The sequence below is a fragment of the Prolinoborus fasciculus genome, assembly GCF_056724605.1.
Genome location: NZ_JBWZQN010000032.1, coordinates 14,415 through 37,103, shown reverse-complemented (window position 1 = coordinate 37,103; position 22,689 = coordinate 14,415). Strand labels below are relative to the sequence as shown.

Genomic DNA, 22,689 nt, shown 5'->3' with positions numbered 1-22,689 from the left:
CGCGACTCATGAGTGCTCGGTTATATGCGGGCCAATTGGTTGTGCGGTAGATTTTGTGTGTAGGCTTCTTCATTTGAAAATTATATCGCTGAAAAAGCCTTTACAGATAGGTTTGTGCAACAAAGCCATTTGATACGCGAAAGTCCCTCTTTCTTAAATAGGGATTTAGGGAGATTAAAAATCTAAAAACAAAAAAATCCCCTCAATCGAGGGGTTTTTTTATATCGAAACTAGAGAATTCTTAAACCACAGAATCATCCAAATTCGGCGCTAACCAACGTTTCGCTTCATCCAAGGTCCAGCCTTTACGCTTCGCATAATCTTCCAACTGGTCGCCAGAGATTTTACCCACGTTAAAATATTCAGTTTCAGGGTTTGCATAATAGAAACCACTGACTGATGAAGGTGGCCACATCGCAAAACTTGTTGTTAAGTACGTACCAATCTTGTCGGTTGTACCTAACCAGTCAAACAATGGCGCTTTTTCAGAATGCTCCGGACAAGCAGGGTAGCCCGGTGCAGGACGAATGCCGACATATTTCTCTTTGATCAAATCATCATTTGAAAGCTGTTCGTCTGCTTGGTAGCCCCAGAACTCTTTACGAATACGCTCATGTAAGTGCTCTGCAAATGCTTCTGCAAAACGGTCACCCAAGGCTTGAACCATAATCGCGTTATAGTCATCACCTTTGGCTTTGTATTCTTGCGAAAGTTCTTCGGCACCGAAGATCGACACGGTAAAGCCGCCCAAGTAATCCTGAGCGACATCTTTCGGTGCAACAAAGTCTGCCAGAGAGTAGTTCGCTTTACCCGTCACTTTGTCAGACTGCTGACGTAAGTGTTCGAAGCTGTGAGTTACATTGCCTGTTTCATCCACAACCGCAACTGTATCTGCGGCTACACGGTTTGCAGGATAAATGCTGAACGTCGCACGCGCATCGAAACGTTTATTCTCGATGATGTCTTTCAGCATTGCTTGCGCTTGTTCATACAAATCACGCGCTGCTTCACCCACCACTTCATCTTCAAGGATTTTCGGGAATTTACCCGCCAGGCTCCATGAAATAAAGAACGGCGTCCAGTCAAAATATTCCACCAAAGTTTCAAGCGGATAATTTGTGAAAGTTTCAGATCCGATGAAGTTTGGTTTAACCGGTGCATTCTTGTCGAAGTCGATCTTGAAGCCGTTTTCAACTGAATCTTGATAAGACAATTTCGCCGCTTTCGGTTGCTTGTTAGCAAGACGGGTACGAATTTTTTCATAATCCGCTGCATAGTCAGCCAAAAGTTTTGGTTTCATCTCAGGAGAGAGCAACTGTGTTGCTACACCCACGGCACGTGATGCATCTGCGGTATAAAGCACGCCATCATTATGATATTGCGGTGAGATTTTCACTGCGGTATGCGCTTTAGAAGTCGTCGCACCACCAATCATCAGTGGAATGTTAAAGCCTTTACGTTGCATTTCTTTGGCAACAAACACCATTTCATCCAATGACGGCGTGATCAGACCAGACAAACCGATGATATCAACTTTTTCATCAATCGCAGTTTGTAGAATCTTTTCGCATGGCACCATCACGCCAAGGTCAACGATGTCATAACCGTTACAGCCTAATACCACACCCACGATATTTTTGCCGATATCGTGTACATCGCCTTTCACCGTAGCCAGCAGGATTTTACCTTTGGCCTCAGCTTGGGTTTTCTCGGCCTCAATGAACGGGTTCAACCACGCCACAGCCTGTTTCATCACACGCGCAGATTTCACCACTTGCGGCAAGAACATTTTACCGGCACCGAACAGGTCGCCGACTACGTTCATACCCGCCATCAATGGACCTTCGATCACATCGAGTGGGCGTGTAGAGTTTAAACGTGCTTCTTCGGTATCTTGGTCGATATAAGTCGTGATGCCTTTTACCAACGCATATTCAAGACGTTTTTCAACAGACTCATTACGCCATTCCAGATTTTCTTCGGCTTTTTGCGTACCACTTTGACCACGGTATTTTTCAGCAACAGCAAGCAGTTTTTCGGTTGCTTCCTGACCACTTTCACCCTGGTTCTGGTTTAATACAACATCTTCAACCGCTTCTTTCAATTCTTTATCGATGTCATCGTAAATCGCCATCTGACCGGCATTTACAATACCCATAGTCATGCCTTGCTGAATAGCATGGTACAGGAACACCGAGTGAATCGCTTCACGCACCGGTTCGTTACCACGGAACGAGAACGATACGTTGGATACACCACCAGAAATCATCGCATTTGGCAGGTTCTGTTTAATCCAGCCAGTCGCTTCAATAAAGTCCACACCATAGTTGTTGTGTTCTTCAATACCGGTTGCAATCGCAAAGACGTTCGGGTCAAAGATAATATCTTCAGACGGGAAACCCACTTCATTCACCAGAACATCATATGAACGTTTGCAGATTTCTTTTTTGCGCGTAGCTGTATCGGCCTGACCATCTTCATCAAATGCCATCACGATGACCGCGGCACCATATTGACGGCAGAGGCGGGCACGTTCGACAAACTCGTCATGACCTTCTTTCAGGGAAATCGAGTTCACCACGGCTTTGCCTTGCACACATTTCAGGCCCGCTTCGATAATCTCCCATTTAGAAGAATCCAGCATGATTGGCACACGTGAAATATCCGGCTCAGAAGCAATCAGATTCAGGAAATGCACCATCGCACCTTGTGAATCGAGCATGCCTTCATCCATGTTGATGTCGATGATCTGCGCACCGGCTTCAACCTGTTGACGGGCAACATCAAGTGCTTCGGCGAAGTTTTCTTCACGAATCAGACGCAGGAATTTTTTCGAACCGGTGACGTTGGTACGTTCACCGACGTTCACAAACAGTGAATCTTTGGTGATGTTAAATGGCTCTAAACCGCTTAAACGACAGGCAGGTTCAATTTCAGGAATTTGACGAGGGGTAATGCCTGCAACAGCATTTGCAATCGCGCGGATATGATCCGGCGTAGTACCACAGCAACCACCGGTAATATTAATTAAGCCACTTTCTGCAAATTCTTTAATAAAGGCTGCAGTTTCTTCCGGCGTTTCATCATATCCACCGAAGGCATTCGGCAAGCCAGCGTTTGGATGTGCTGAAACAAAGGTATTGGCAACGTCAGACACGGTTTTAACGTGTGGACGCATCGCATCTGCACCTAGGGCACAGTTAAAGCCGATAGAAAGTGGCTCTGCATGGCGCATCGAGTTCCAGAAGGCTTCAGCGGTTTGACCAGTCAATGTACGACCTGATGCATCCGTGATCGTACCTGAAATCATGATTGGCAATTCATAGCCCAATTCTTTAAAGACTTCTTTCACTGCAAAAATTGCGGCCTTGGCATTCAAGGTATCGAACACGGTTTCGATCAGGATGATGTCTGCACCACCTTCGATCAAGGCTTTGGTTGATTCAATATAGTCAACTTTGAGCGCATCAAAAGTGATGTTACGGAACGCCGGGTCATTCACGTTTGGAGAAATAGAGGTGGTACGCGATGTCGGACCAATCACACCTGCCACAAAGCGTGGTTTTTCAGGCGTTGAATATTTGGCACAGGCTTCTTTGGCCAGACGCGCTGCTTCACGGTTAATCTCGGGAACCAGATCTTCCATGTGGTAATCCGACATTGAAACGCGGGTACCGTTAAAGGTGTTGGTTTCAATAATGTCGGCGCCAGCTTCCAAGTAAGCTTCATGAATGCCTTGAATGATTTGTGGCTGAGTCAGCGCCAGCAAATCATTATTACCTTTGAGATCATAGGCCCAGTCAGCAAAACGCTCACCACGATAATCGGCTTCTTCCAGTTTATGGCGCTGGATCATAGTACCCATCGCACCATCGATAATTAAAATTCTTTTGGCAAGAAGTTCTTTTAAAGTGGTAAGTGTAGACATTCAAACTTTCTCAGCAGAAATCAAAAAAAACGACGCTAATCTTAGCAGATTAGTTGGCTGATTTCTGCTGAGATTGCTCAGAATGATGGATAAGCATGATATGAAAATTTGATAAGTCATCTAGAAAAACAACAAGTTTTAACATCCGGATCAGAAAATATTGCAATCTCTAATCTGATTCGATGTCTTTGAGACAGTAAACAAAATCAAAAAATTAAGCTGATGCTTTCATTCATGAAATTGTCATATTGATGGCTTATGCTGTGCAAATGAAACTTTTGCTCAGCTTGATGACAGGCAGGGCGTAAATCGTTTTGGTAGCAAAATATGTTGAGTTTTTAAGCTTGAAGAAGCTGGAATCTTATCTTAAGTAAATGATTTATAAAATCAAAATCTAGTGTTTTAGTCGGAATTAAACAGGACGAATAGCAGCAAGAAAATCCAAATAATTGCTTCATATGACAGCAGTTTGTCATATAATTGTCACAATTTAACTGAACAATATGGGGATTCTTGAATCCTCTATTCCTGCTTGCATGAATCCTAATCAAACTCCCGTAGATTCAGCACACGGGTCGGCTTCCCAAAAGTCGACCAATGTTCATGTGCCAACACCGAAATTTTTTATGCCGGTGTTCCTGACTCTTATTATCACTACGCTGATTTATATCGGCTTCCAGTTGTCTGCAGATTTAGCGCATGTACCGGCCTTAGGCTTGTATTCAGTTATTTTGTTAGCGACGGCACTTTTTATTGCGTTGAGCTTTGAGTTCGTCAATGGCTTCCACGATACCGCCAATGCAGTTGCCACGGTCATTTATACCAACGCACTTTCTGCTCCCGTCGCAGTGATGTGGGCCGGCTTCTGTAACTTCCTTGGAGTTATGGTGGCCAGTGGTGCGGTCGCTTACGGCATTATTGCGTTATTGCCGGTCGAGCTGATCATGAATGTCGGCTCCGGAGCAGGCTTTGCCATGGTCTTTGCCATGCTGATCGCAGCAATTCTCTGGAATCTGGGAACCTGGTTTCTCGGTATTCCGGCATCCAGTTCACATACCCTGATCGGTTCGATTCTGGGTGTTGGCATCATGAACTATATTCTGAATGCCGGTACTGGCGCTTCAGGTATAGACATGGAGCAGGTGATGAAAGTCGGTAAGGCGCTGTTATTCTCGCCTTTAATCGGTTTTGCATTTGCTGCGATTGTGTTCTTGCTGGTGAAAAAAATCTTCAAGCGTCAACTGGAACTGTTCCAGCCACCTGAAGGTAACAAGCCACCGCCACCATTGATTCGTGCCATGCTGATCTTTACCTGTACTGGGGTAAGCTTTGCCCACGGTTCAAATGACGGTCAAAAAGGTATGGGCCTGATCATGCTGATTCTGATCGGCTGTGTGCCTTTGGCGTACTCGCTGAACAAAAATCTGGATGCACAACATATTCAGTCTTTTGGCCAGTTATCTGCACAAACTGCGGATGTGATCTATCCAAATCATCAGGATATTCCGGATGAACAAGCCCGTGATGTCATCACCAAGTACATTCAGACCAAGGAAATTACCCCTGAAGTCGTGCCTGCCTTGGCAAGTTTGACGGATCATCTGGGTGAAAAAGTTGGTAGCTATACCAGTATTAAGGATGTTCCTGAAGCTCAAGTGTCTGAATTTCGCAACGACATGTACCTGAGCACCACAGCATTTAAACGTCTGGATAAAGCAGAAGCTTTACCAACAATGAGTGCTGCACAGGAAAAAACAGTAGATGAATACCGTGACAATCTGGATTCATTCCTGCAATACATCCCGACCTGGGTGAAAGTGGCGACAGCCTTGGCACTTGGTCTGGGTACGATGGTCGGCTGGAAGCGTATTGTCGTGACTGTCGGGGAGCGTATTGGTAAACAGCATATGACTTATGGTCAGGGTATGTCTGCCGAACTTGTTGCGATGTCAACCATTGCGGCAGCAGATGGCTTTGGTATGCCGGTATCCACTACCCATGTATTGAACTCTGCAGTAGCAGGTACCATGGTGGCGAACAAGTCAGGTCTGAACTTCCAGATGGTGAAAACCATTCTGTCTGCCTGGGTCTTTACCTTGCCAGCAACGATCTGTCTGTCAGGCGGTTTGTATTGGGTACTTTTAAAAGTGTTCTAAGTTATTTAGACATAAAAAAAGCTGCTCTAGAGCAGCTTTTTTTATGGGTGATTTTTACTTCTCCCTAACCCTCACTTGCGCTTCGTTTTAAAAGTGGTGCTTTAAAACTTGCTCAGGAGAGGGGACTACATTAATTATTCAAATAAAGAAAATTTAAATTAAATAGTATTCATTTTATTAGAAAACGATATTTTTAGATGTTTGCTACTACTAATTTGAATCCATTGGGAAAGCTCCCTCTCCCTTTGGGAGAGGGCTGGGGTGAGGGGATAAACATTAGACTTCTTGCGTTAGTCAAAATTTAAACAGCCCAAAGCTACATTTTATAAGGTTTTAGCCAATTCAAAAATTAGGTAAAACGATACTTTCGCAAGAGGTCTATTAAATAAAAGTTTATCTAACGTAGAAGAAGTCTCGAAAGAAGAAAATAAATTACTTCTTCAACTTACTCAACAATCCCTTCGGCAACTTCTCTGTTGCAAAACCGTACAGCGCAGCAAAAGGCAGTGCGGTACGCGCCAGATAAGCGACTCGCCACAAACCACCATGATTCGCGCCATGCATCATCAATTCAAGCGGATGGTTGAGTTTTACTTCAGGATTGGCCACTGATTCTGGATTACGCAGGTCATGAATCCATAGTGCCGCCATAATCGCATTGGTGGTTTCAGGCGCGAAAGCTTCAACATCAAACAGGCTGGCGCCATTGAACGCGGCTTTAAGCAGCGGATTCTTGGTCACAGAATAGGTGGTCGTCGAAGGGGCAATATTGATACTGACCCGCTGCCCTTGAGCGCGAGCCAAGGTGGCACGCCATTGCTGGATACGTTTTGCCAGCGCATAGTTCGGGCCTTGTTCAACCACCAGGCAGTCACAGATACCATAAGCCTGATCACCAGACTGAATCAGTTCATGCGCATTTTTCTGGAAAAAGTGTTTGCGGCTTAAAGTGGAAACACCTTTGGAGATGATTGCTTGTGTCTTGGAGCGTTCAGTATATTTTACTTTTGACGCTTCAATCACTTCACTCGGAACCGCATAAACATCGGTCGGCGTACACATGTACATCAGGCTGGTATTAGCTTTTTGCTGGCTGACATGCTGCATGATGGCATCCATCGCCATGGAGACCCGAACATGCTTTTCACCATCCAGATAGGCAATTGCAGCCAGATCCAGATCCTGCTCGAACTGTAATAACCATTTGGCAATTTCAGGAATCTGGGTCAGCAAATTCGCCCCCAGTTTTTCTTTTAAAATATCAAGTGAAGTATCAGCAGGCAGGTCTTCAGTACATGGCGCATACAGCGTGGCATTGCCTTGGTTGATGGTATCAACAATCTTGCCCCATACACGGGTATTCGGCAGATCAATCGCTACAATATTGGCTTTCCATTTCGCCAGCCAGGTCAGAGGACCGGCTTCAGATGCTGCACCAAACAGCACCGTGGTCCGATCGGAAAGATCAAACCATTCAGGATGCACCACACATTCACGCAGGGCATTGGCATGGCTGGTTTCCACAATGCCTTGGCTTTCCCAGCGCTCAATCTGCTCCAATAAGGCATCACCTTGCAGCTTTTGACCGTGGTAAGGCACATACCATTCTGGTGCCGCTTTACTGCGACCTGTGAGTTTGAACGTATGTAGTTGTTCAGCTGGCAGAGTTAAAGCATCTTGCAATACATACTTTTGACCATCACGGTAAAATTCAAAAGTCTGATGGGCCTGTGTCAATCCATCTTCGGCAATTTTCAAGCTGGCTTCAGGAGAACTCAGTCCCTGTTCGACCAGCTGCTTAAAATGCACAGTATATTGTTTGCGCCAGTTTTTTTCTGATTGTGCCTGTTGAGAACTGCGTGAATCGACATTGGCTAGCGCTGCCGCGATGATTGCGCGCCCTGCTTTAGAGCTACTTGGTTTTTGTTGCTGAGACTGAAGAGGAAATTGAAGACCGTCTGGTGTAGTGGACATGCAAAATATCTCGAGAATGACAGTAATTAATATACAGGTGTATACATTATCGCTGCAAAATTCAGTCCAAGATTGGCATTAAGTGACATCATCACTTTCTAATATATTACGAGATGTTTCAAACAAATAAGAGAGCAGAAGCTCTCTTATCAATTTTTAGCAGAAATATGAGGTTCAATTCATATATAGCCTCATTCTCTTATCATTAAATAACCCTAATTAAAATGGAACTTGCATCAGTTTATTCAGGAAATGCGGAATCAGGCGTGGCTCCAGAATAATCGTCATGACCACCCCGTAAGCCGCTCCCCATAAATGCGCGCTGTGATTAATGTTGCTATTGCCTTTTTTGCCTGACCAGATGCTATAAGCTACATACAGCACAGCAAAAATAATGGCAGGAACCGGAATGAAGAACACAAAGATCAACTTCCAAGGTTCAAACAGAATATAGGCAAACAGTACAGCCGAGACTGCACCGGAAGCGCCGAGACTGGCCCAGCGCGCATCATTTTTATGCTTCAGGTAACTTGGCAGAATCGCTGCGATCAGACCACCGAGGTAAAACAGGATAAAACCCAGGTCATACAGATATTGACGATAAAAGCTTTCAATCACGCTGCCGAAGAAGAACAGGGTAATCATGTTAAACAAGAGATGAGCTCCATCCGCATGGATAAAGCCATGCGTAATAAAGCGGTCATATTGTCCACGTTGCAGTGCCGGTGGCCAGAAAATCAGGCGATTCATCACCGTCTCTTTGGAGAAAGCAATAAATGACACAATACAGGTGATCAGAATAATGGTCACGGTATGATTAAAAGGTAAATCAAGCATATAAATGATTCTAAGGGTGCCTATTTGCCAATTATCATGCCATTAAAATTAAGCTAAAGTTGTACTTTTATAATAAATCCGACAATTTTAGTTGATTTTTAAAAATTACCCCGCATCTTCAGTTAAAATGGCCGCTTGAGCTTGAGGAAATTATTGTTATGTCGACTGAGAACAGCAGCACTCCAGTTGTTGGTGAAATTCCCAACTTATTGATTACACCAACAGCACAAGAGTATTTAAAGGATCTACTGGATAAACAGAACACCCCGGGTATTGGTGTGCGTGTTTTTGTAGAGCATCCGGGTACTCCTCGCGCTGAATGTTGCATGGCCTATAGTGCACCTGATGAAGTTGTACCGACAGATTATAAGCAGGAATATCCTGATTTCCCTGCTTTTATCGACTCGCCATCTATTCCGTATTTACTCGATGCCGTGATTGATTACAACAAAGACCGTTTTGGTGGTCAGTTGACTTTCCGTGCACCGAACTCCAAAGTGCCACGCGTGGATCCAGATGCATCGGTAGAAGAGCGTATTACCTATGTATTACAGTCTGAAATTAACCCAGGCCTGGCAGGTCATGGTGGTAACTGTGCACTGGTTGAAGTTAAAGAAGACCCTGAAAAAGGTTTAACCGCTGTACTTAAATTTGGTGGTGGTTGCCAGGGCTGTTCAGCGATTGATATCACGTTGAAGCAAGGTGTTGAAACCACATTAAAACAACATGTACCAGAGTTAATGCATGTCGTTGATGAAACGGATCATAGTCAGTCTGAAGGTGCGTATATGAAATAAGCTGTTCTATATAACAGTTTATTTATCGCATTTTAAAAACCTCGAACTTTCGAGGTTTTTTTATATCTGGCTTATAATATAGTGAATATAAATGATAATAATTATCAATATTAATTGCATTTGAGTGAAAAGTTGTTACACTTTGCAACCGAATAAACATGATCTCTTCATAAATATTGGGGCGCGCAAGGTATGAATAAGCCATTCTTAAAAACAACTTTGGCATTTGCTGTACTCACAGCCATGGTGGGAAATACATCTGCAGTAGAAGTTGTTGTTCCACAGGCGGAAGCGACTAAATTGCAAACAATTGTGGTGACCGCAACAGGTTATGAGCAAGATTTGGCTAAAGCACCAGCTTCCATTACCGTGATTGATCGTGAAGAATTAGATAAACGTGAATATAACGACATTACTGATGTACTGCGTAATACGCCCGGGGTAGTGGTTTCAGGTGCAGGTTCTGCACAGACCATCAGTATTCGTGGTATGAGTTCAAACTACACCTTGTTTCTTGTAGATGGTAAGCGTCAATATGGCAAGGATGTCAATCCGAATGGAAACGATGGAGGTTTTGAGAAAAATATTTTGCCATCGCTTGCCGCCATTGAACGTATTGAAATTATTCGTGGTCCAGCTTCTACACTCTATGGTACGGATGCCATGGGCGGGGTAGTCAATATCATTACCAAAAAAGTGTCTGATGAATGGTCTGGTCATGTCGAATTAGGAACCACGCTTCAGGACAGTAGCCGTTCAGGTGATATTAAAAATGCTTCTGCATATCTTGCCGGGCCTTTAATTGCAGACAAGCTGGGCTTGCAGCTGGCAGTCAATAAGCAGGAACGTAATGAAGACCATTATGTGGGCGGTTTTCGTGGCACAGAACGTGAAAGCTTAAATTCACGTCTGAGCTATGCCATTAATGATGATCATGATGTGCAGGTTGAAGCCAATTTTGTGCAGCAGGAATCCACGACTTCAGTCGGTAAGACGGTAGCAGCCGTTCAAGGCGCTGCAGATTCATTCTCGCGTAATTACCGTAACGTTTATTCAGTAACCCATAATGGCCGTTATAGCGATAACTTGGACAGTTCATCTTATATCCAGTATGAAAATTCAAAAAATCCGGATCGTGGAAATACGGAACTCGGCACCAAAGGGATTACCCTGGATACATGGACAGCGAACAGTCAATGGAACTTAGCCTTAGGTGATCATACGCTATCATTCGGGGGATATCTTAAAGATGAAAAACTGGTCGATAAAGCGACTAACCGGAATCCCAATGCACCTGAATTTAGTGAATTAACACGTTGGTCTGCTGCCGCTTTCCTTGAAGACACCTGGAGTATTACGGATCGCTTCGATTTAACAGCTGGCCTGCGTTATGACCATGATGAAAACTATAGTGGCCATTTATCACCACGACTGTATGGGGTATACGCGGTAAATGATAACTTTGTAGTAAAAGGTGGTGTGGCCACAGGTTATAAACAGCCTGATATTCGTGCAGCCACAGAAGGGTTCTATAGCGTCACGGGTGGCGGTGGTTCACCCTTAGCAACAGGCCGTGGCATCATCCGTGCCAATCCGGACTTAGAACCAGAATCAAGCGTATCGACTGAATTAGGTTTCAACTGGAAAAATGATTATATCAATACATCGCTGACTGGCTTTATCACTAAATATGAAGATCGTATTACGGAAGTTCGTGCCTGTGAAACCGATACTGATGGCACCACAACAAACCGTAATAACTGGCAGAATTGGAAATGTTTCGAAGGAGATATTCCATTCTACTTTATTAGTGAACGGATCAACGTGGATGAAGCAGAAATTCGTGGTGTAGAAGCAACGGTAGAAGCCAGTCTGAATGATTATACGATATTGACTGCAAACTATACTTATACCGATTCAGAGTTTAAATCGGGTGCTTTTAAAGGCCAGCCACTGAACCAGATGCCGGAACACATGTTTAATATTGGTGTGGATTATGAGCTAAATGATGCACTCAATGTATGGAGCCGCTTGCACCATCGTTCTGAAACCTCTGCTTACTTGAGCCGTACCTCTATAGCTCAGCCAAATCCAGGTTACCAATTTGTAGATGTCGGCTTTAACTATAAGTTCAGTCCGAATCTAACAGGTAAATTTGGTGTCTATAACCTACTGGATGAAAAAGCTGAAGATATTGATGGTGATCAACTATTGGATGGTCGTCGTTACGGTATCAGTTTGAATGCAAAATTCTAAGCAAATGACAATATAAAAAAGCCGCTTTATAGCGGCTTTTTTATTTAAATTTCAAGGATTTTTAAAGTATCTTCATGATAATAAAATTGTTCCAGATATTTTCGTGCACGTTCACGTAAATGACCCTGGGAAACCATCTGCTGGATTACCGGGCTGAGCAGATGCTGCAATTCATTCTGAATGAGAGATTCATCAATATTCAGATCACGTAATAACTGATCAAAGGTATGTTCCTGATTGCGTACATACCAGGTATGAATTCCGTCATGCACTTGCTGCTGCAGATAGTCCGTCTGGCGTATGTGATCCCAGATGTCATGACCTAAGCCGACCGTCTGATTCAGGTCCTGCAGCTCAATATAATTCTTCAAGACCGATACAGGCATATCCTTGATTTTATGCCAGAGATTGGCCTGAAAATGATAGAGTTTCTCGTCGTCAAAATGCTGGTTTAGCACATGCTCACTCATCTGGCTGAGCTTCAGAATGTTCTTTTGCAGATAACGTGCAATGGTGCTATCGAGGTTGGTATCGGTGACATTTTCCAGAACGGATTTTCCCATTTTCATAAAGCGGGAAACCCCGGGCACGCTTTTGGCAATCATGGAGTTATCCAGATAATCCTGAATAGAATGCTGGATCAATTGCGTAATCATGGCTGAAAATGCCGGATTATTGACTACGGTTTTAATCAGACGTTGCCGATGGCCACTTTTGCTGGCCACATACTGGGCGATCTTGTCTACGGTCAGGACTGGGATCAGATCGGCAATTGTGGTGGAATCATTGGCCGGATGCACCAGGGCAAAACGGATATGTTCGGCAATCTGTTCAATCAGAAAGCTGCTGGCAGCAGTACCCAGAATCTGTTTTTGCAACAGCTGATTGATCAGTTCACAGCTCCACAGCTCTTTTAGAGTCTGTTTACGCAGCCACAAATAAAACGCATGAAACTCGCTTTGAATCGTTTCAGATTGAGAAAATGCCTGATCGAGAAAATCAAGTTGAGCATCGATCAACTGCTCAATCATCGGGTGTTTCTGCATAGCATCTCTGAAACTTAATTTAAAGGAATGAGTTTATCAGCAAGCGGGTTTTTTAGGGTCTGCGTCTTGGCTAGAAAAGGCAAATAATGTTGTGCGACCTGTTTTTCTGCTTCTAGAATCGGCATATGCCCGACGTTATTCAAAATTACCGGTTTTTCTGCACGTTTTAGCAGGGCATGTAGTTCTTTGACCACTTCGACATTAATGATCCGATCCTGTCTGCCCCATAAAATCAAGGTGGGTGCTTCTACCGTGCGGGTCAGGCGGGCAAAGGTTTCCGGTGTATAAATCCGGTTTAGCATCACCACTTGGTCAATTGATTTACTGGTTTGTTCAGCGCGTGAAATCAGCAGCTTTTCCTGGGCATGCCGTAACTGATAAGGAATCACTGGCGGATTCTGCATCAGCTGTTTGGAAACATCTTGCAGATCACCGGGTTTGCTGACGATCAGGTCTTTTAAGGCTTGAGGATCTTTGGTATAGGGAGTATTCCCCATTTTGTAAAGACCAGCACTATTGATTAAAAAAAGACTTTGCGTATCGAAAGGATATTGTGAAGCATACACCGTAGCAATCGATCCACCCAGAGAGTGGCCGGCAATGTGTAAATTTTCGTCCACATTTAAGGTTTCAAGGAACAAACGCAGTTGAGAGGTCACATTGGGCACAGAAACATCAAAATTGTCCGGAACTTTGGTGTCGCCGTTGCTTGGCAGATCCGGAATAATGACATGATAATAGGGCGTCAGAAACTGGGCGACCCGGTTCCAGTTGTCGCGCGTGCCGGCCAGACCATGAATCAGTAGAATGGATGGTTTGTTCTTGGCACCGCCTTCGCTATAACTCCAGGTGACCTCGCCAATTTTGAGGGTCTTGGATTTGAGACCGGCAAGGCTGCGTTCTTGTAACAGATGCTGCTGCAAGACTTTGGCAGATGTTTCATTTTTCTGGCTAAATAGTATTTGAGCATGTGTCAGGCCCGGTAATGCCATGCTTAAGGCAACTACGGCTGAACAAATCATTTTCGAGCGCAATTTTATTATTTTCTTCATTGGCCATTCCCCAAAACAAACCCAGTGAGCAAATTGCTCAATCAAAATACTTCCATGTTATAAATTTGCAATTTTCATTCAAATAAAAACATTATTCTTCACTCTATTTTAAATCAATCTTTGCGCTTGTCACCCATTAGTTTTTTGCTAGATTGCATTAAATGGCTAGAAAATGTGATGTATTGCGCATAAATTCCCTGCAGAAATGAAATTAGATAAATGCTAAAAATTTAATCAGCTAAGATTTTTTGCAAGTGACATTCAAAAAAACTGGCAGTAAGATATTGCAACTAAAACCATCGGTGATAGAAAAGAATGCTCACAGCTCAAGAAGCTTTAGAACGTCTTAGACAGGGTAACCAACGTTTTGTCAGTGGCGATACCACGCATCCAAAACAACTTAGCCACCAACAGCGCGCAGAAATGGCAGAGGATCAGAATCCGTTTGCGATTGTTTTGGGGTGTTCGGATTCGCGCGTTCCAGCCGAAATGGTTTTTGATCAGGGTCTTGGTGATCTTTTTGTGATTCGTGTTGCAGGTAATATTGTTGCACCCTCACAGGTCGGCAGTGTTGAATTTGCCGCGGCACGTTATGACTGCGCGATTGTAGTTGTATTAGGTCACAGTCACTGTGGTGCGATTAAAGCCACTATTGATACCTTGATGTGCCCGGATTGCCCGCCATCGGCAAACCTGATGTCGATTGTGAACCGCGTACGTCCTTCAGTTGAAACCTTAATGCAAACTGAACTGAAAAACGACTTGGCAAAATTATCCAAGCATGCGGTACGTTCCAACGTATTTGCTTCGGTGAATCAGTTGCGTCATGGTTCGGCCGTTCTGGAAAACCTGATTGGACAAGGAAAATTAAAAGTCGTGGGTGCTGAATATTCACTGGAAACTGGTGAAGTGACCTTCTTTGATTTCTAATCACGATTCATCTAAATACATTCTAAAATAAGTTAAAGGCGCTTTATAAAGCGCCTTTAATGTATGGATAAGCATTATTTAACAGGATCGTCTGTGCTTTGGCATTTGGGTGAATCAGATCCTTTTGCATCAGGGTTTTATTACCGGCGACACCCTGCATAAAGAAGGGCAATAACTTCACCTTATATTGCTGACTCACCACTTTATAATTATTTTCAAAAGCCTTGCTATAGGCCTGCCCGTAATTAGGCGGCATTTTTATGCCAAAGACGATGACCTTGGCCTTGGCTTTCTGGCTCTGCTGAATCAGGCTGGCTAAATTTTTTTGAATCATTTGCGGTGGTTGTCCACGTAAGCCATCATTGCCACCTAACTCAATCACCACAAGGTCTGGACGATGCGTCTGCAGCAATTTTGGCAGTCTGGCCAGTGCTCCGCTGGTGGTTTCACCACTGACACTTGCATTGACCACTTTATGCTGTTTCGGATACTGTTGCTCTAAACGCTTTTGTAATAAATGTACCCAACCCTGCTGGGGCTGGATACCATAACCTGCACTTAAACTATCACCTAAAATCATAATCGTCTTTGCTGAAACCCCAAGAGGTAACAGGCACAGACTGAGCAAAAAAAAGTAAGGCAATAGCCGAGTTTTCTGATTAAGATCTTTCATATAGGACACGTATGATTCAAAGCAGCAACGATTCGACCATCATGCCACAGGCTATTATTTCTGCCCAGAAATTGACACAAAAGATACAACTTTCACAAAAACAGCTCACCATTTTTGAGGATCTTGATCTGGATATTCAGGCCGGAGAACAAGTGGCAATTACCGGTCGTTCGGGTTCCGGAAAATCCACATTACTGGGTATTCTGGCGACACTGGATCAGGCAAGTTCAGGTCAGCTTATGGTCTGTAGCGAATCAGTGTCTAACTTGAATGAAGAACAACGTGCACTGGTACGTTTAAGAAATATCGGGTTTGTCTTTCAGTCTTTTCAGCTCTTACCGCACCTGACTGCACTTGAAAATGTAATGCTGCCATTACGTTTGCAACCTGGTTTTAAATATGCAGAAGCTGAGCAAAAGGCGTTGGCATTACTGCATAAAGTTGGTCTGGATCGACAGACGCAGCAAACCCCAAAAGTATTGTCCGGGGGAGAGCAGCAACGTGTAGCCATCGCTCGTGCACTGGTTAGTGAACCAAAAATCATTTTTGCCGATGAACCCACGGGTAACCTCGACGGCGAAACTGCCAAAGAAATTGAACAACTACTCTTTCAACTGAATCGGGAACTGGGGACGACTTTGGTGTTGGTCACGCATGACCGCAAACTGGCGCAGCAGTGCCAGCGGCATTTTGAATTGCTGAATGGCGAGCTGATTGAACATCCGAGTGGGGGATGAAATGAATCCATTATTTCGCCCCTTACTGACGCAAAGCTTTAAAACGACCGGAATTTATCTGCTGATTATTGCCTTAACGCTGGCAATTAGCGCGACCACTGCACTTAAGTTTAGTAATGAGCAGATCCAAAATGCAGTCGCCTTGCAGGCAGCAGAAATGCTGGCCGGTGATCTGGTGCTTTCAGATAATGAGCCTTTGCCGGAGCAGTGGCGTGATCAGGCCAAGCAGTTGGATTTAAAGCAGTCAGACGTCACTTTCTTTAGCAGTATGGCCTATACCGATGCACAGTTTGTCATGGTCAATGTCAAAGCCATTGATCAGGCTTTTCCTTTGCGTGGCGAACTTCGGGTGCAACCGGCAAAAAAATCGATTCAGTCTGGTGAAATCTGGCTCAGTCCACGAGCCATGGATCTGCTCAAAGTCAAATTGGGGGATCAGCTCAATATCGCCGATGCGGCGTTTAAAGTCACCGCCAAGATTGAACAGGACTCCAATCAGGAGCTTGGATTTTCCGGTTTTTCGCCGACCGTGATTATTTCCCAGGCGGATGTGGCACGAACTAATGCCATTCAGGTGGGGAGCCGGATTGAATATCGCCTACTTATGGCTGGCCGTCCGGATGATACCCAACAATATGAAGCCCTGTTCAAGCAGCAGGTCAAGTCAGCAAACGCCTCAGCTGAAACGCCAACGGAAGTGCAAGGGCAGGAGTTTGAGGAGCAAAGCAGTCTCAGGTTACGCAATGCCAGTGAAGGCAATACCCGCTTGATGAAGCCGATTGCTAATCTGGACACTTTCCTGCAACTGGCCAATATTCTGACCATTCTATTATGTGGGATTGCCATTGCTTTAACCGCGCAGCGTTATGTGCAGCAGAATCAGGATCATATTGCCTTGATGCGTTGTATCGGTGCCACCAAGCAGCAGATTCTGTCGGCTTATCTGGCTTTACTCGGGATGGTGCTGTTAATTGCGATGCTAATTGGTACCGTGGTCGGGATCAGTCTGGGTTATGGACTGTTACAGTTGATGTTGCAGCTGATTCCAAATTTGCAGATTGAATTTTCCGCTATCGCGATGTTGCTCGGACCATTGCCGGTCGCGATGCTGACCAGTGCCGTGGTGCTGCTCGGCTTTGTGATGCCAAGCTTGTTGCAATTGCTGAATACGCCACCGATTCGGGTGATCCGCCAGCAGGAAAAATCAGTGCAATCCATGCTGTGGATGCTGCTGACCGGAACGCTCAGCCTGATTATCTTTAGTGTGATTTTAACTGAAAATCTGTTGTTGACCGCCTGGGTGATTGGCGCGATTATTGTGTTATGTGCGGTGCTGTATCTGACGGTATGGGGGGTATTGAAACTGCTGCGTAATATGAAGCTGAATCTGTCAGCCTATGTACGCACACCTTCTCAGACCGCCTTGCAGATTACGGCTTTAGCCTTGGGCTTGAGTCTGATTACAGTCTTGGCAGTCTTGCGTACCGATCTGCTGGATCGCTGGCAGCAACAGTTACCAGAAGGTACGCCGAACCAGTTTGTTTATGGTTTACCGCCTTTTGATATGCCGGATCTCAAAGCCCAACTTGAGCAGAATGGCTGGAAAAGTACGCCACTGTATCCGAATGTTCGTGGGCGTCTGGTCGCCAAAAATGATCAGCCTTTTGCCGAGGAACTGGTGAAAAGCAGCAATACTTTAAGACGTGAACTGAATCTGACCCAGTCAGACCGCTATCCACAAGATAATGTGATTGTCAGCGGTGATGCGGTATTAAAACAAGTCGGCACCGTATCGGTCGAAGCCAATACTGCCGAAGAGCTAGGGATCAAGATTGGAGATAAACTCAGTTTCAGTCTGCCTGAAGGCATATTGGAAGCCAAAGTCGTTAATCTAAGAACCGTTGAGTGGGAAAGTTTTAGTCCGAACTTTTTCTTTATCTTTGCACCCAATACCATGGATGCCAATGCTGGCAGTTATCTGGGCAGTTTTTATGTCCCGGAAGCAGATAAGGGCAAGCTGGTGTCTGTGATCCAGCAATTTTCCAACACGGTCTTTATTGATGTCAGCCTGATTCTGGAAGAGATTAAACGCATTGTGAATGTACTGGTGCAAATCGTGACGATTCTGGCGGTATTGGTCAGTATTTCCGGTTTTCTGGTATTGATGGCCTGTTTAAACCTGTTGATGGATGAGCGCAAACGTGAAGTGGCTTTGCTTCGATCATTCGGTAGTTCCAAGCAGACACTGAAAACCATGATGAGTCTGGAAATTGGTTTTATCGGACTATTTGCCGGAATTGTTTCCTGTATGTTTGCCGAAGTGATCAGCGCGATTGCCAGTTATAAAATGGATTTGATGATTCAGCCACATTGGGAAATCTGGATCATTTTGCCGATCTTTATGACCGCTTTATGTGCGCTGATTGGCCGTTATCGCCTGAGTTATCTGTCAGATATTCCGCCTTTACAAAGCTTACGCGAGATGAATCAATAAGATTCATCTCCGTGGTTTTAAACTGACTGAGAATTAAAGTTTTAGTTGCTGTTGCATCATTTCCAGAATCTCTTGCCACAGTGGACGAATGGGTTCAATCAAGGTCAAGTTATGTTGATAAAGCAGCACACAAAGGCCGAAACCGACAAGCAGGGCAATCAGATTGAACAGGTGGCTACGCTGCATTTTTTGACTGATGTACCATAACAAGGTGAGAAAAGCCCCCATCAGCATGCCGCCAATATGTGCGGCATTGTTGATTCCACTGATCATAAAGCCCAGCGCGAGGTTCAGACCCATCACCATCACCAGGGTTTTTTTATCCAGAATAAAACGTTGCTGTGGCAGCATTGGCAATAAGGCCAGCACTGTCAGTGAAGCACCGAGTCCCATCACGGCACCAGATGCGCCGGCACTGACCGCAGGCAATAAATCGGGATTGGCCACACCGCCTTCGATCAGGTTATAGCTGTCCTGAATGTTCATATAGCCACTGAGCAGGCTGCCCATTAATCCTGCACACACATACAGGCCAATAAAATACATCCGGCCAAACAGCTGTTCGGCAACACTACCAAAAATATACAAGGCCCACATATTCAACATCAGGTGAATCAGGCCAAAATGAAAAAACATGCTGCTAAACAAGCGCATGGGTTCCGCTAAATAGGTTAAAGGTGCATAATCGGCACCCCAGAGAATAGCGTCTCGGGTACTCGGCTGGCTAACATCCATGCCATGCATGGCTTGCCAGCCAAATAATCCAATATTGATCCCGATTAAAATGGCGGTGATCCACCAGAGATGCATTTCAAGTTTGCGATGTTCGACAGGGGGAGAGTATTCAGACATGCTATTTTTTTGCTGTGATTGTATATTTCGAATAAGCTTAACACGAAAAATTAAATTTTCAGGAGTAACGCACTGACATGAAAGCCTTTCTGATCCGCACGATGCTCGTCATCGTCAGTGTGATTCTGCTGGTTCAATTGTGGATCTTTGCCAGTCTGGCCTGGTGGCGAACCAATCCGGTAAACACCACCATGATGATGCGGATTGATTACTGGACAGAACCCTCCAAAGCGATTCAGCATCAGTGGCGTCCCTATGATGAGATCAGCCTGAATCTGAAACGTGCCATCGTCACTGCGGAAGATGGAAAATTTATTCATCACCATGGTTTTGACTGGGATGGAATTCAAACTGCACTGAATAAAAACAGAAATCAGGGCCGTGTAGTGGCCGGTGGTTCGACAATCTCCCAGCAATTGGCGAAAAACCTGTTCCTCGTCAACAAGCGTTCATTTGTGCGTAAAGGTCAGGAAGCGGTTGCGACCTGGATGATGGAACGCATGTGGTCGAAAGAACGGATTCTGGAAGTCTATTTAAACTCGATCGAATTCGGGGACAATATCTACGGCGTTGAAGCGGCGGCCAAACATTATTTTGGTAAAACTGCGCAAAGCCTGACCCGCGATCAAGCCATCTTTCTGGCGGCCATTTTGACCAATCCGAAATATTTCCAGGATCATCGCAATTCCTCTGCATTAAATGCACGTAAACGCATGATTCAGCGCTATATGCGCTATGCAGAATTACCTTAATTGATGATTTGAAGAGAAAGCCCAATTATTTGGGCTTTTTTTATGAAATTGTCATCAATTTGAAGCATACTTGGAGCGATAAGCACAATTTTAAATCCGCATAGGTTTGATATGAATACGGCAGCCAGCACAACTTCAGCACAGCCCGAATATACATATAATGATCGTTATATTAATCGCGAACTGTCTATCCTAGACTTCCATTTACGTGTCCTGGAACAGGCTGTCGATCCTTTACATCCATTGCTCGAACGCATGAATTTCCTGTTGATTTTCTCGCGTAATCTGGATGAGTTTTTTGAAATCCGGGTTGCTGGGATGATGGAACAGCTGGATCTGGATAATGAAAGCCGCAGTCCAGATGGCTTGACTCCAAAGCAGGTTTTAGAACAGATTTCTAAGACTGCACATGCTGCCATTGAACGTCAATACCGTATTTTAAATGAAGAAATTTTGCCAAAACTGCGTGAGGAAGATATTTGCTTCTTGCGCCGTGGTGAATTGACCCCAGCACAATCTGCCTGGGTGAAAAAATATTTTCAGGAGCAGGTGGCGCCGGTTCTCACTCCAATTAGCCTGGACCCAGCACATCCATTCCCGAGACTGGTGAATAAATCACTGAACTTTATTGTCACGCTGGAAGGGAAAGATGCTTTTGGCCGTCAGATTGATCTGGCTGTGGTACCTGCACCGCGTTCTCTACCACGCGTGGTACGTTTACCGGATGAACTGACCGATGGAAAAGAACATCATGTAATGCTGTCGGCGATTATTCATGAGCATGTTTCTGACCTGTTCCCGGGGATGACAGCGACTGGCTGTTATCAGTTCCGTGTCACCCGAAATGCCGATTTGGCCTTGAATGAAGATGTGGAAGATCTGGCCAAGGCACTCAAAGGTGAACTCAGTTCACGCCGGTTTGGTCGTGCGGTACGTCTGGAAGTAACGGAAAACTGCCCACAGCATATTTATGAATATCTGCTGAATGAATTTGATCTGGATGAAGATCAGCTTTATAAAGTTGCAGGCCCGGTCAATCTGGCACGTTTGCTGTCTAACTTTAAGCGTCCACATTTACGCTATGACTCGCATACGCCGGTTATTCCCAAAGTACTGAAAAAATCTGAAAATATTTTTAGTGCAATGCAGAAACAGGATATCTTGCTGCATCATCCGTTTGAATCTTTTGCACCGGTCATTTCATTATTACGTGAAGCGGCACGTGATCCACAAGTGTTGGCGATCAAACAGACCTTATATCGTAGCGGACCGGATTCTGAAATTGTCCAAGTGTTGGCAGAGGCTGCCCGCAATGGCAAGGAAGTCACCGCAGTGATTGAATTGCGTGCGCGTTTCGATGAAGAATCCAATATTGCAGTGGCCAATGTCTTGCAGGAAGCGGGAGCAGTCGTGGTCTACGGTATTGTCGGTTACAAGACTCACGCCAAGATGATTCTGGTGGTGCGCCGGGAAAATAACAAACTGGTGCGCTATGTGCATCTGGGCACCGGTAATTATCATGCCGGCAATGCGCGAATCTATACCGATTACGGCCTGTTAACGACGGATAAAGATCTGTGTGAAGATGTGCATCGTATTTTTCAGGAACTGACCGGTATGGGGAAAATGGCCAAGCTGAAAAAGCTGCTGCATGCGCCGTTTACCTTACATGCCCAGTTACTGAACTATATTGATAATGAAATTGCCTATGCTCAGGCAGGGAAACCGGCGCAGATTATTGTCAAAGTCAATGCGCTGACCGAAATGCAGTTGATTAACAAACTCTATGAAGCCTCTCAAGCCGGGGTACAAATTGATCTGATTATTCGCTCGATTTGCAGTTTGCGTCCGGGGTTGCCGGGTCTGTCGGAAAACATTCGGGTGCGTTCAATTGTTGGACGTTTTCTGGAACATACCCGCGTGTATTATTTCAGCAATAATGGCAATTCTCGTATTTACTGCTCAAGTGCAGACTGGATGGATCGTAACCTGTTTAATCGGGTCGAGGCCTGTTTCCCGGTCGAAGATGAAGCCTTGAAAAAACGCATCTATCAACAGGGTCTGTTGAATTACCTGAAAGATAATCAGCAATCCTGGTTATTGCAAGGTGATGGTACCTGGCTGCGGGCACAGCCAAAAGAAGGTGAAAAACCGCATAATGCACAACGTATTCTGTTAGAGCTGTTTAAATAAGTTTAGGCATTT

General features: G+C 44.7%; 15 protein-coding genes. 8 read left to right on the top strand and 7 right to left on the bottom strand.

Translation table 11 applies throughout. The annotated features are described in order from the left end of the window. Window positions 1-241: 241 nt before the first annotated feature. On the bottom strand, window positions 242-3,928 hold the full coding sequence (metH, locus tag AC1P5O_RS09195; RefSeq protein ID WP_005104673.1) for a methionine synthase: 3,687 nt from the start codon (window positions 3,926-3,928) through the stop codon (window positions 242-244). Between the two features lie 536 nt (window positions 3,929-4,464). On the opposite strand from metH, the gene AC1P5O_RS09190 reads away from it, so the two are divergent. Further along, a complete protein-coding gene (locus AC1P5O_RS09190) occupies window positions 4,465-6,084 on the top strand; it encodes an inorganic phosphate transporter (protein WP_034439196.1) in 1,620 nt (539 codons plus the stop codon). A gap of 432 nt (window positions 6,085-6,516) precedes the next feature. Here AC1P5O_RS09190 and AC1P5O_RS09185 read toward each other — a convergent pair whose 3' ends face one another. Together AC1P5O_RS09185 and AC1P5O_RS09180 are read right to left on the bottom strand one after the other, a co-directional pair. Beyond that, window positions 6,517-8,058, bottom strand: coding sequence for a hypothetical protein (locus tag AC1P5O_RS09185; RefSeq protein WP_085064782.1), 1,542 nt, complete (start codon window positions 8,056-8,058; stop codon window positions 6,517-6,519). A gap of 219 nt (window positions 8,059-8,277) precedes the next feature. Next, window positions 8,278-8,895, bottom strand: a complete 618-nt coding sequence (locus AC1P5O_RS09180) for a rhomboid family intramembrane serine protease (protein WP_004646259.1) — start codon at window positions 8,893-8,895, stop codon at window positions 8,278-8,280. A 158-nt stretch (window positions 8,896-9,053) separates the two neighbouring features. On the opposite strand from AC1P5O_RS09180, the gene nfuA reads away from it, so the two are divergent. Together nfuA and AC1P5O_RS09170 are read left to right on the top strand one after the other, a co-directional pair. Further along, a complete protein-coding gene (gene nfuA / locus AC1P5O_RS09175) occupies window positions 9,054-9,692 on the top strand; it encodes a Fe-S biogenesis protein NfuA (RefSeq protein WP_499005976.1) in 639 nt (212 codons plus the stop codon). 192 nt (window positions 9,693-9,884) lie between these two features. Next, window positions 9,885-11,948 (top strand): TonB-dependent receptor domain-containing protein, encoded by a 2,064-nt coding sequence (locus tag AC1P5O_RS09170; protein WP_005104669.1) that lies wholly within the window; start codon window positions 9,885-9,887, stop codon window positions 11,946-11,948. Window positions 11,949-11,992: 44 nt separating this feature from the next. On the opposite strand, the gene AC1P5O_RS09165 is transcribed toward AC1P5O_RS09170, so the two are convergent. Continuing rightward, the gene (locus AC1P5O_RS09165) at window positions 11,993-12,994 is read right to left on the bottom strand and encodes a hypothetical protein (RefSeq protein ID WP_005104667.1); all 1,002 of its coding nucleotides are present in this window, start codon (window positions 12,992-12,994) and stop codon (window positions 11,993-11,995) included. A 14-nt stretch (window positions 12,995-13,008) separates the two neighbouring features. After that, a complete protein-coding gene (locus tag AC1P5O_RS09160) occupies window positions 13,009-14,046 on the bottom strand; it encodes an alpha/beta fold hydrolase (protein WP_044111633.1) in 1,038 nt (345 codons plus the stop codon). A 315-nt stretch (window positions 14,047-14,361) separates the two neighbouring features. Here AC1P5O_RS09160 and AC1P5O_RS09155 point away from each other — a divergent pair, with 315 nt between their 5' ends. Further along, a complete protein-coding gene (locus tag AC1P5O_RS09155) occupies window positions 14,362-14,976 on the top strand; it encodes a carbonic anhydrase (protein ID WP_004646264.1) in 615 nt (204 codons plus the stop codon). Between the two features lie 43 nt (window positions 14,977-15,019). Here the strand turns inward: AC1P5O_RS09155 and AC1P5O_RS09150 are convergent, their stop codons facing one another. Further along, window positions 15,020-15,649 carry an arylesterase gene (locus AC1P5O_RS09150; RefSeq protein ID WP_005104662.1) on the bottom strand — a complete coding sequence of 210 codons (630 nt, stop codon included), beginning with the start codon at window positions 15,647-15,649 and terminating at the stop codon, window positions 15,020-15,022. An 11-nt stretch (window positions 15,650-15,660) separates the two neighbouring features. Here AC1P5O_RS09150 and AC1P5O_RS09145 point away from each other — a divergent pair, with 11 nt between their 5' ends. Beyond that, window positions 15,661-16,386 (top strand): ABC transporter ATP-binding protein, encoded by a 726-nt coding sequence (locus tag AC1P5O_RS09145; RefSeq protein WP_005104661.1) that lies wholly within the window; start codon window positions 15,661-15,663, stop codon window positions 16,384-16,386. A gap of 1 nt (window position 16,387) precedes the next feature. Continuing rightward, window positions 16,388-18,880 (top strand): ABC transporter permease, encoded by a 2,493-nt coding sequence (locus AC1P5O_RS09140; RefSeq protein WP_005104660.1) that lies wholly within the window; start codon window positions 16,388-16,390, stop codon window positions 18,878-18,880. Between the two features lie 33 nt (window positions 18,881-18,913). Here the strand turns inward: AC1P5O_RS09140 and AC1P5O_RS09135 are convergent, their stop codons facing one another. After that, the gene (locus AC1P5O_RS09135) at window positions 18,914-19,732 is read right to left on the bottom strand and encodes a rhomboid family intramembrane serine protease (RefSeq protein WP_005104659.1); all 819 of its coding nucleotides are present in this window, start codon (window positions 19,730-19,732) and stop codon (window positions 18,914-18,916) included. A 77-nt stretch (window positions 19,733-19,809) separates the two neighbouring features. Here AC1P5O_RS09135 and mtgA point away from each other — a divergent pair, with 77 nt between their 5' ends. Continuing rightward, on the top strand, window positions 19,810-20,484 hold the full coding sequence (gene mtgA, locus AC1P5O_RS09130) for a monofunctional biosynthetic peptidoglycan transglycosylase (RefSeq protein WP_004279409.1): 675 nt from the start codon (window positions 19,810-19,812) through the stop codon (window positions 20,482-20,484). A gap of 111 nt (window positions 20,485-20,595) precedes the next feature. Continuing rightward, window positions 20,596-22,677: a polyphosphate kinase 1 gene (ppk1, locus tag AC1P5O_RS09125; RefSeq protein WP_004730294.1), complete on the top strand. Its 2,082-nt coding sequence runs from the start codon at window positions 20,596-20,598 to the stop codon at window positions 22,675-22,677. Window positions 22,678-22,689 lie beyond the last annotated feature (12 nt).

Excerpts from the sequence above, each read along its gene's own strand:
- ppk1 (WP_004730294.1), top strand. The coding sequence starts at position 20,596 with ATGAATACGGCAGCCAGCACAACTTCAGCACAGCCCGAATATACATAT.
- AC1P5O_RS09185 (WP_085064782.1), bottom strand. The coding sequence starts at position 8,058 with ATGTCCACTACACCAGACGGTCTTCAATTTCCTCTTCAGTCTCAGCAA.
- AC1P5O_RS09140 (WP_005104660.1), top strand. The coding sequence starts at position 16,388 with ATGAATCCATTATTTCGCCCCTTACTGACGCAAAGCTTTAAAACGACC.
- AC1P5O_RS09160 (WP_044111633.1), bottom strand. The coding sequence starts at position 14,046 with ATGAAGAAAATAATAAAATTGCGCTCGAAAATGATTTGTTCAGCCGTA.
- AC1P5O_RS09135 (WP_005104659.1), bottom strand. The coding sequence starts at position 19,732 with ATGTCTGAATACTCTCCCCCTGTCGAACATCGCAAACTTGAAATGCAT.
- metH (WP_005104673.1), bottom strand. The coding sequence starts at position 3,928 with ATGTCTACACTTACCACTTTAAAAGAACTTCTTGCCAAAAGAATTTTA.
- AC1P5O_RS09180 (WP_004646259.1), bottom strand. The coding sequence starts at position 8,895 with ATGCTTGATTTACCTTTTAATCATACCGTGACCATTATTCTGATCACC.
- nfuA (WP_499005976.1), top strand. The coding sequence starts at position 9,054 with ATGTCGACTGAGAACAGCAGCACTCCAGTTGTTGGTGAAATTCCCAAC.
- AC1P5O_RS09155 (WP_004646264.1), top strand. The coding sequence starts at position 14,362 with ATGCTCACAGCTCAAGAAGCTTTAGAACGTCTTAGACAGGGTAACCAA.
- AC1P5O_RS09170 (WP_005104669.1), top strand. The coding sequence starts at position 9,885 with ATGAATAAGCCATTCTTAAAAACAACTTTGGCATTTGCTGTACTCACA.
- AC1P5O_RS09190 (WP_034439196.1), top strand. The coding sequence starts at position 4,465 with ATGAATCCTAATCAAACTCCCGTAGATTCAGCACACGGGTCGGCTTCC.
- AC1P5O_RS09145 (WP_005104661.1), top strand. The coding sequence starts at position 15,661 with ATGATTCAAAGCAGCAACGATTCGACCATCATGCCACAGGCTATTATT.
- AC1P5O_RS09165 (WP_005104667.1), bottom strand. The coding sequence starts at position 12,994 with ATGCAGAAACACCCGATGATTGAGCAGTTGATCGATGCTCAACTTGAT.
- AC1P5O_RS09150 (WP_005104662.1), bottom strand. The coding sequence starts at position 15,649 with ATGAAAGATCTTAATCAGAAAACTCGGCTATTGCCTTACTTTTTTTTG.
- mtgA (WP_004279409.1), top strand. The coding sequence starts at position 19,810 with ATGAAAGCCTTTCTGATCCGCACGATGCTCGTCATCGTCAGTGTGATT.